Here is a 6,170-nt window from a genome sequence, read left to right on the forward strand (position 1 = left end):
GGCCGTTCTCCAGTGCGCCGGGCACGGAACTGTCGATGCAGAGCGGGCAGTCCGTTACGGCTTGCACACGTTCCACCAGCTGTTTCATCAGCTCGGGCTCGACAAAGTTGTTGTCCGCATATCTGGGGTCTTCCGCCATCTTGTTCGAAAAGACAGCACCAGAGTTGACATCGAGCACTGTCGCGCCTGCAGCAACTTGCGCAACAGCATCCGCTTCAACACGCGAGAAGTCACCACGTTCCAACTCTTCGTTCAGGATTTTGCGACCTGTTGGATTAATCCGTTCACCGATCACGCAGAACGGTTGGTCAAAGCCAATCAGCGCGGTTTTGGTTTTGGATTCGATGACGGTGCGGGTCATGTGCGCGGCCTTTGTGCGTTGGTTTTGCGAAGTGTTGTTCCGATTCCTCCGCTACTGCGCAGGTCAAAACGACATCCCACCGGTTGGAAAAGACACCTATCGCGCATGAGGCTGGTACGCGAGGGGGTAGGGCTTGAAACCTTTTCAGGACATTTATGAGTGATGTTAGCCCAGCGCGGTAGGCACAGCTGATGCGCCGCCGTTTTCTATCGCCCAATTGGCGTTCGTTTTGATCCCGCCAAGAGGAAAGAAATGCACGTGCGTCACGTTGAAATCTGGGTTCGCAGCCTTGTGCGCTGCCAACTCTGACACAACGTCGGTCGGTTCGAACGGCAGTAGCAACTTGGTCACGTCTTTGGCGCGGCGCTGAAGGACACGCAAAGACGGTCCGACGCCGCATGCAATTGCGAACTTGATCATTGTCTGCAACTTGGCTGGTCCCGCAATCCCGATATGGATGGGCAGATCGATCCCCGCTGCCTTGAGGTTGTCCGCCCAGGTGATGATTGGTCCGGCCTCAAAAGCAAACTGCGTTGCGATGGCCATTTTGGCGTCAGTGCGTTCGGAGAATTTCTGTTTCCAGGCAAGGGCTTCGTCGACGACCTTCATGCCGCCATCGGGATCAATATCCTTGTTGCCTTCGGGGTGCCCTGCGACATGCAGGTGCTTGAAGCCGGCAGTATCGAACGCACCACTTTCCATCAACTGCATCGAGCTGTGAAAATCTCCATGCGGCTGATCCACACCGCCAGCCAGCAGCAGTGCCTGATCAACATCGGCTTCGCCTTGATACCGGGCGATCCAGTCTTTCAGCGTTGCCTCATCCTTGATGATGCGCGCGGGGAAGTGCGGCATGACCGGAAAACCTTCGGCATTCAGGCGTCTGGCGGTGGCCACCATATCCTCGATTGGCGTGCCTTCGATGTGAGCGATGTAAACGCGGGTTCCGGCAGGCAGGATGGCGCGGAAATCCTCAACCTTCTGGGATGTGCGCGGCATCACCTCGATGGAGTAGCCTTGAAGGAACGCCTCAACCTCGGGCGAGAGGGTGCCGGGCACTGGGCCGTCGTCACGTTTGAAGTTCAGCAATGCCATTGCGGCACCTCCCTGTGCTGGGGCGCTATGCCCATCCCTCGTTGTCAATCAGCGCCTTGATCCGCGCCTGATCGTATTCCGTTTCCAGCCGTACGGCTTCACTCTCCGCAACTTCGGCGGGATCGCCTTCGACTGTGTAAGGGGCCGCCTTGCGCCATTCGGCCAGATACGCATCGGCATCCTTTGCATTCACTTTCATCGCGGCGCGGTCGATCGCCTGCTCGAAGCGTTCCGCAAGCTGACGCTTGGAGCCACGACGGCCTTTGCCCACGATCACTTGGGCAGGGATGTCGCGCCAATAAACGATTGTGACATCAGGCATGTGATTCCTCCGCGTATCTTTGGCCCTAATACGCGACGATTTAGAGTATCTGAGGCTCAATTTCGACAAAGGACGCTACCGTTGCGACGTCGTGATTGGTGAGTCTGAATTGCAACAATCCCGTACTTTCAATTCGAAAGCCGTTTGGACGTGCCGAAGCTTGGTTAAGATGTCCCTAACAAGACAAAAAAAGTCGGGCAGGAAATCATGGTTATTCGGGTCGATTCCCATCGGCTGGCCTATATGGCCGTGCCAAAGGCGGCGTGTTCATCGGTCAAGGCAGCGTTGGCTGCAATTGATCCGCTTCAAGCGGAAGACAACGTGAACGGGTTCACGCAGCAGCAAGTGCATGCCATTTATCCAACAGTGCGGTTTCGCCCGCATCGCTGGAGTATTCTGGAAAATCACTACTGCTTCACGGTCGTGCGCGACCCTTTGAAGCGACTGCTTGCCGTGTACACCAACCGCGTCGAAGGATTGGGTATTCTAAGTCATAGCCCGAAAATTCGCCGGGGTAGGGTACACCTGCCCACTGAACCGGATCCAGATTACTTTTTTCAAAACCTGAGCGCCTACATTGCGACCTCTTCGGATATCAAACACCATGCTTTGCCGACCGAGCTGTTCACCGGTGCGGATTGGTCTGTCTACGATCGCGTCTTTCGTACAAGTGAAATGGATGATCTTGGCGTCGCGTTGAGCGAACACACAAGGCGAGACGTCGTGATACCGCATTTCAACTCAAGCGATCGTCGTCTTGAGCTGAGTGATCTGTCCCCACAAACACAGCGTGTTCTGGCCGTGCTTCTTGAGGAAGAATATGCGCATCTTGCCGCATTTTTCGACAACCCGTTCGATCAGCCACGGATGCATGCCGTCGCCTGATCAAGTCACTTGCGCGAATACGTTGCTCGACATATCGTCCACGTAACCCGTTACGAAAGGCGCAGAAGATGGCGCCACAGCGTCCCCAAGGTGCGGGCGCGACAAAGACTAAAGGCGCCCGACAGGGGGCCAAGCCCGTGCCGCGTGCCCCAGGATCGCCCGAGCTTTATGCCGCGCTTGATCTGGGTACGAACAGTTGTCGCATGCTGATAGCCGAGCCGAAAGGCGCGGGATTTCAGGTCGTGGACAGCTTCTCAAAATCTGTCCAACTTGGCCTTGGCTTGGAGAAATCCGGGAAGCTGTCACGCGGATCCATGTCGCGGACTGTGCAAGCCATGCGGATTTGCCAGCAGAAATTGAAACGGCACAAGGTCAGGCGGATGCGCCTTGTTGCTACAGAAGCGTGCCGTAGAGCATTGAATGCGAAGGATTTTGTCCAACGTGTTCAGCGCGAAACCGGTTTGCGGCTGGACATTATCGAACCCGAGGAAGAGGCGCGGCTGGCTGTGGTATCCTGCGCGCCATTGGTCAGCCCCAAAACAGAAAACCTGTTGGTTGTTGATATCGGAGGTGGGTCTACCGAGTTGGTCTGGCTTGATCTGTCTCAGGTCCCGCGCGCTGACCGCCCGCAGTCGATCATGCGGCTGCATTCGGGCTTCAAGCAAGTTGCGTCAGACATGCCCGAGGCACGTGTCGTCGATTGGATCAGTGTTCCCTTGGGGGTCGCTACATTACGGGAACAGTTCAACGACGTAGATGATGATGCCGCGCGATTTGCGCTGATGAGTTGGTTTTTCGAGGAGAACCTGGCCGACTTCTCACCCTATCACGCGACTGAACCGACCGAGCGTTTTCAGATCATCGGCACCTCTGGCACGGTGACCACTGTTGCCGCCTCGCATCTTGGTCTGAAGCGATATGACCGGACTAAGGTGGACGGTCTGCGCATGACGTCGGATCAGATCGACAAGGTCATCCGGTCCTATCTGGCGTTGGGTCCCGGAGGGCGGCGTGCCGACCCCCGCATCGGATCGGACCGGCACGCCCTGATCATGTCTGGCGCGGCGATCCTGCAGGCGTTGATGCGCTGCTGGCCGACCAATCGACTGTCCGTAGCTGACCGTGGATTGCGGGAGGGATTGTTGTACGCGCAGATGAGCGCGGACGGTGTGTTGGAAGATCAACGGATTTGATTGTTGGGTGGCTATGGCAGAACGCGGTCGTTGGCGAGAAAGACAGGCAAACTGATGACCGTTCCCGTGTCTTCTGGCATTCCAGAAGGAGGGACGAAATGATCACCCCTGTTCGAATAAGAAGATGCAGGCGCGGATAATCGATGCTATCGGCAACGCAGATTGCGAAAATCGGCAAGGGACGCATGCATTCCCGCATGATTGACCCTATATTCGCCATCTCGTGAGGCGGGCTGTGTGCACGGCTCGTCAGCGTGCAATTGGAAAGGTGGCACCGTGGCCAAGACCCCAACAGGTAAGAATACATCAGGGCGCGGGCAGCGTGACCTGAAGGTCAAGGTGAAGACGGCCCGCGGACGCAAGTTGTCATCCACTCGTTGGTTGCAGCGCCAGTTGAATGATCCTTATGTGAAGCGCGCCCAGGCCGAAGGCTACCGCGGACGCGCAGCCTTCAAAATCATGGAACTGGATGACAAGTATCGCTTTCTTGTACCCGGTGCTCGAGTGGTGGACCTTGGCGCGGCACCGGGTGGCTGGTGCCAAGTCGCGGTAAAGCGGGTGAATGCACTGGGGGAGAAATCGGGCAAGGCGGTCGGTACAATCCTTGGCGTCGATCTGCAGGAAATGGAGCCGATTGCCGGATGCGAGCTGCACCAGTTGGATTTCATGGAAGATGACGCTGATCTGAAGGTCAAAGAGTGGTTGGGCGGCAAGGCGGATGTGGTCATGTCCGACATGGCCGCCGCGTCCTCAGGCCACAAACAAACTGATCACCTGCGCATTATCTCTCTGTGCGAAGCGGCCGCGTACTTTGCCTTTGATGTTCTGGACGATGGTGGGACATTCGTTGCCAAAGTGCTGGCAGGCGGGGCAGAAGGCAGCCTTCAAAAGCTGCTCAAACAACGTTTTGACAAGGTGGCCAACGTCAAACCACCTGCGTCACGCGCGGATAGTTCCGAGAAATTCGTTGTCGCAACGGGTTTCCGCGGCGACGCGTAACCACTGTTCAGCACAGTCAAATAGCTGCGCCTCGGCAATGCATTTCGCCTAGATTGACAGCCGTGCAGCGTGCGTACCGCGCTCACGATACGGCGTCGTATCGTAGTGCGACCGATAGCATTTCGAAAAATGTGACGGTGAGGCAAATCCACACGCCAAGGCCACGTTAATGACGCTCATGTCAGTCTGCATCAATAGGTTCCGGGCTTTTTGCAGACGCAGTTCCATGTAGTACCGCTTGGGGCTTCGGTTCAGGTAGCGACGAAACAAGCGCTCAAGCTGCCGTGTCGACATGCCGACATCCTTGGCCAGAATGGAGGGGCTGATTGGCTCCTCGATGTTCTGCTCCATGATCTGGATAACTTGGCTGAGCTTTGGATGCCGGACACCAATGCGCGTGGGTACGGACAAACGTTGGGTGTCCTGATCTGTACGGATCGAAGAATAGATCAACTGGTCGGCCACGGCGTTGGCCAACTCTTCCCCATGGTCATCGGCAATCAATTTCAGCATCAGATCGATGGATGATGTCCCACCTGCCGTCGTCAAACGTTTTTCATCGATGACGAAGACCGACTTGGTCAGTTCGACCTCCTGAAACTCTTCCGCGAAGCTGTCTTGGTTTTCCCAGTGGATCGTTGCTCTCTTGCCATCCAACAAACCGGCCTTCGCCAGCGAATACGCAGCCGTGCACAGACCGGCCATTTGGATCCCTTTTCGGGCTTCCCGACGCATCCAGCTTAACAGCCGCTTTGTTGTCGCAGCTTGAACGTCGATACCGCCGCAAATCATGACCACGTCATCACGGGTCAACTCATCCAGATCACCGTCCAGTTGGAAGCCAGGTCCGGCGGAGCAGTGCGCGATGTCGCCGCCTTCTCCTACGATCCTCCAGCTATATAGCTCGCGACCGGCCATACGGTTGGCGATGCGCAGACTTTCCAAAGCGGCCGAGAAGCAAAGCAGGGTGAAGTTGTCGAGCAAAACAAACACAAAACGCTTGGGCTTGGCGACTTCCTGGGGCGGGCGAGAGAACGACATCGCGTCGGGTGTCCTGTTATTATTGCCGGGCGTCCTGACCCGGAGGTTTCGTCAGCCTGACCACGGCGGAAACGCCACGTCAAGAGGGCGCATTTGTGATATGGTGTCCTTCCGATAGCTTTTGTATAGAGGGCCGCGGTCACGTGACCGCTAACAGTTTTTGCGGAGAGACAAGATGAGCGATTGGACGAAATCTGACTGGCGCACCAAGCCCCGGATCCAGATGCCCGATTATACCGACACTGCGGCACTGAACGCGGTTGAGGCGCAGCTT

The 6,170-nt window shown here is 56.5% G+C and carries 6 protein-coding genes and 1 pseudogene; 3 read left to right on the forward strand and 4 right to left on the reverse strand.

Going from position 1 to position 6,170, the window contains the following annotated elements; all coding sequences use genetic code 11:
* The 3 genes and pseudogenes from AC6RA8_RS20290 to AC6RA8_RS20300 all read right to left on the reverse strand — a co-directional run.
* Nucleotides 1-361: pseudogene (locus tag AC6RA8_RS20290) on the reverse strand (methyltetrahydrofolate cobalamin methyltransferase); the annotation flags it as partial.
* Between the two features lie 165 nt (nucleotides 362-526).
* Nucleotides 527-1,456, reverse strand: coding sequence for a methylenetetrahydrofolate reductase (locus AC6RA8_RS20295; protein ID WP_500355327.1), 930 nt, complete (start codon nucleotides 1,454-1,456; stop codon nucleotides 527-529).
* A gap of 25 nt (nucleotides 1,457-1,481) precedes the next feature.
* Nucleotides 1,482-1,778: a virulence factor gene (locus AC6RA8_RS20300; protein ID WP_500355329.1), complete on the reverse strand. Its 297-nt coding sequence runs from the start codon at nucleotides 1,776-1,778 to the stop codon at nucleotides 1,482-1,484.
* A 207-nt stretch (nucleotides 1,779-1,985) separates the two neighbouring features.
* On the opposite strand from AC6RA8_RS20300, the gene AC6RA8_RS20305 reads away from it, so the two are divergent.
* The 3 genes from AC6RA8_RS20305 (at nucleotide 1,986) to AC6RA8_RS20315 (ending at nucleotide 4,855) form a co-directional block, all read left to right on the forward strand.
* The gene (locus tag AC6RA8_RS20305) at nucleotides 1,986-2,663 is read left to right on the forward strand and encodes a sulfotransferase family 2 domain-containing protein (protein ID WP_500355331.1); all 678 of its coding nucleotides are present in this window, start codon (nucleotides 1,986-1,988) and stop codon (nucleotides 2,661-2,663) included.
* A gap of 68 nt (nucleotides 2,664-2,731) precedes the next feature.
* Nucleotides 2,732-3,856: a Ppx/GppA phosphatase family protein gene (locus tag AC6RA8_RS20310; RefSeq protein WP_500355333.1), complete on the forward strand. Its 1,125-nt coding sequence runs from the start codon at nucleotides 2,732-2,734 to the stop codon at nucleotides 3,854-3,856.
* Nucleotides 3,857-4,132: 276 nt separating this feature from the next.
* On the forward strand, nucleotides 4,133-4,855 hold the full coding sequence (locus AC6RA8_RS20315) for an RlmE family RNA methyltransferase (protein WP_500355337.1): 723 nt from the start codon (nucleotides 4,133-4,135) through the stop codon (nucleotides 4,853-4,855).
* 48 nt (nucleotides 4,856-4,903) lie between these two features.
* Here AC6RA8_RS20315 and AC6RA8_RS20320 read toward each other — a convergent pair whose 3' ends face one another.
* On the reverse strand, nucleotides 4,904-5,896 hold the full coding sequence (locus AC6RA8_RS20320; RefSeq protein ID WP_500355340.1) for a GlxA family transcriptional regulator: 993 nt from the start codon (nucleotides 5,894-5,896) through the stop codon (nucleotides 4,904-4,906).
* Between the last annotated feature and the right edge of the window lie 274 nt (nucleotides 5,897-6,170).

The organism is Tateyamaria sp., assembly GCF_059783535.1.